Below are 2,554 nucleotides of genomic sequence, written 5' to 3' on the forward strand. Positions count from 1 at the left end.
ACGACGCCTGCTACCACCAGGCATGCGACACGATCGCCAACATCAACGCGACCGCGCTGGACGTGGACTCCGACGCCATCGCCGACTCCGTCGCCCGCTACGCCTTCAACCTCCGCTCCATCCCGCCACCCGGAGCCGCCAGGTCGGCGGCCGCGGCGACGCAGGCGGCGACGTGATCACCGCGCCGTCCGTCCGGCGGACTAATGGCCAGGCGAGCGGCGCGCTGTCAATGTGTCCGCATGGGCTCGCTCGTGTCCCGCCACAACATCTCATCGCCAGCGCTGTCGGGGTCGGGTTGTCGTCCCACCGCAGGTCCGTGACGTACTCGGGCCCGATGTCGCGTGCAGGCGGGGTCAGGCGGTCTTGACGGCGGACAGGTCGGACTCGAGCGTGATCTTTCCGGAGATCATCACGCCACCGCTGTCCAGGACGGCGTTGCTGGATGTGCGGACCACGCCACCTTCTGGGTTCGTGACGCCTCGTCGCCGCCCGTCCCAAAGGGAGACCTTAAGCGATCCGTAAGCAAGTGCCGCGAGGCTACAAACACATCAAACAACCGGGCCGGACGAACCCCGCCCCTTCCTTGGAGGAACATCATGAGGACGATCGCCGCAAGCCTGTTCATCTCACTCGACGGTGTCGTTGAGGAGCCGGCGGAGTGGCATTTCCCGTACTTCAACGACGAGATGGGCGCCGCCGTGACGGCGCAGATGGCAGACACCCTGCTCCTGGGACGCAAAACTTATGGCAGCTTCGCCGGAGCATGGCCGGGCCGGGAGGCCGAGGGCGGCGAAGACGCCGGCTTCGCTAAGACGCTCGGCGACGCACGGAAGATCGTCGTGTCCCGCCAGCCCCTGGAGTTCACCTGGCGGAACTCCGAGCTGCTCCAGGGCGACCTGGTCGAGGCCGTGACCGCGTTGAAGAACGAGCAGGGCGGCCGCATCGCGATCAGCGGCTCGATCTCGGTGGTCCGCCAACTGCTGGCCGCGGGAGTGCTGGACGAACTGCACCTGCTGGTGCACCCGATCGCCGTCCGCAAGGGCGAGCGCCTGTTCGACGAGGGGGAGAACCCCGTCCCTCTGGAGCTGATCAAGTCCGAGACGTTCACGACAGGTGTGCTGTACCTGGTCTACCGGCCTGCCAAGGCGACCGGCGACGCCTCCTAGAACGACGCCAAGGCTCACCTGTCCCAGGACGAGCGGTAGAAACGATCCGCGGCTGTGGCCGGGCCCGCCCCTTGGCGGGCCCGGCTCATGCAGGTCCCGCACCTCGCGTGAGATGTCCGTGAAGTGTTCATCACACCTTTAGGGACCTTTGTCTTTATGATCTGAGATGAGCGGTGATCATTACTGTGTCCGTCGCACCCCCACAAGGAGGCTTCGTGCACACTTCACAACGCCCCGGCCCTTCCTTGGCGGTAAGGCTCACCGTCATCCTCGCCGCCATCACCTCCCTGATCGGCCTGGTCGGCATCACCCCTGCCAACGCCGCGGTCTACGGTTCCTGCACCATCTCGCGGTGCGCTGACGCGCGCACGGCCAAGTCGATCTGGGCTTCAAAGGGCTACCCCACCACCAGAGGCTGGTACTCCTGGCCCGACGGCAGGTACAACTTCGCCGGCGGACGCTTCTACAACCGCGAGGGTCAGCTTCCCAGCGGCGCCACCTACTACGAGTACGACGTGTACTCCCGGTCGATGGGTGCCGCGCGGGACGCCTACCGGATCGTCGTCAACCGCAGCACCGGTGTGGCGTGGTTCTCGCCCAACCACTACACCGACTTCTACCGACTCTAGGGACTCCCATGACCTCCGCCGCACGTCCGCTGCCGTACTGGCTGACGGTGTCCACCGGCCCAGCCCCGGCGGTGATCGATGGGCGGGCCTGCCGGACCCGCGCCGCCTTCTTCGAGGAGGTGGCGCGGGCTCTGCGCTTCCCCGATTACTTCGGCCGTAACTGGGACGCGCTCACCGACTGCCTGCGCGACACGGGCGCCATCGCCCTGATCGTGGAGCACGCCGACGAACTGCTCAGCACCGAACCTCCGGAGCAGTTCGCTACCTTGCTGGCCATCTTTGCCGACGCCGCCGAGGACGGGCTGACCTTGACTCTGTGCACCGACCCCGGCCATGAGGCTCTGCTCCGGCAACGGACCACCGCCGCGCTGACCTGAGTCATCCGGGTGCCCGCTACGAGGCGGGCACCGGCAATGACCTCAACGCCGTCCCGTCCGGTGGTGTACCGGCGGGACGGCGTGTTCGCGGCGGAGATGCCCCGGATGGCGATCGTGGCCGTCGCTGAGAAGCCCTAACGCGCTCAGACTTCTTCCACGCTGCTCGGCTCACGCCGGGACAGGTCGATGCCGAGCTCCTCCGCTGCGCGGAAGACGTCCTCGTCGGTGTCGCGCATCTCGATGGACATGCCGTCGCTGGAGAGCACCTCGACGTTCAGGCACAGCGACTGCATTTCCTTGATGAGGACCTTGAAGGACTCCGGAATGCCGGGCTCGGGAATGTTCTCGCCCTTGACGATGGCCTCGTAGACCTTCACGCGGC

4 protein-coding genes are annotated in these 2,554 nt (G+C 66.6%); 3 read left to right on the forward strand and 1 reads right to left on the reverse strand.

The genetic code is table 11. From position 1 onward, the window contains the following. Positions 1 to 596: 596 nt before the first annotated feature. From ACTWPT_RS59730 to ACTWPT_RS59740, 3 genes are all read left to right on the forward strand, one after another. Positions 597 to 1,166: a dihydrofolate reductase family protein gene (locus ACTWPT_RS59730; RefSeq protein ID WP_443186431.1), complete on the forward strand. Its 570-nt coding sequence runs from the start codon at positions 597 to 599 to the stop codon at positions 1,164 to 1,166. A gap of 215 nt (positions 1,167 to 1,381) precedes the next feature. After that, the gene (locus tag ACTWPT_RS59735; RefSeq protein WP_443186432.1) at positions 1,382 to 1,795 is read left to right on the forward strand and encodes a ribonuclease domain-containing protein; all 414 of its coding nucleotides are present in this window, start codon (positions 1,382 to 1,384) and stop codon (positions 1,793 to 1,795) included. 8 nt (positions 1,796 to 1,803) lie between these two features. Beyond that, entirely contained in the window at positions 1,804 to 2,172 is a 369-nt protein-coding gene (locus ACTWPT_RS59740; protein ID WP_443186433.1) for a barstar family protein, read from the forward strand. A 143-nt stretch (positions 2,173 to 2,315) separates the two neighbouring features. Here ACTWPT_RS59740 and ACTWPT_RS59745 read toward each other — a convergent pair. Beyond that, positions 2,316 to 2,554 (reverse strand): hypothetical protein (locus ACTWPT_RS59745; protein WP_443179041.1); only part of this gene is annotated, 239 nt, incomplete at its 5' end.

Origin of the sequence: Nonomuraea sp. 3N208, assembly GCF_052245935.1 — a bacterium.
In the GTDB taxonomy this organism is placed as follows: domain Bacteria; phylum Actinomycetota; class Actinomycetes; order Streptosporangiales; family Streptosporangiaceae; genus Nonomuraea.

What these genes read in the sequence shown, in the direction of transcription:
- ACTWPT_RS59730 (WP_443186431.1), top strand. Translation starts at nt 597, where the DNA reads ATGAGGACGATCGCCGCAAGCCTGTTCATCTCACTCGACGGTGTCGTT.
- ACTWPT_RS59740 (WP_443186433.1), top strand. Translation starts at nt 1,804, where the DNA reads ATGACCTCCGCCGCACGTCCGCTGCCGTACTGGCTGACGGTGTCCACC.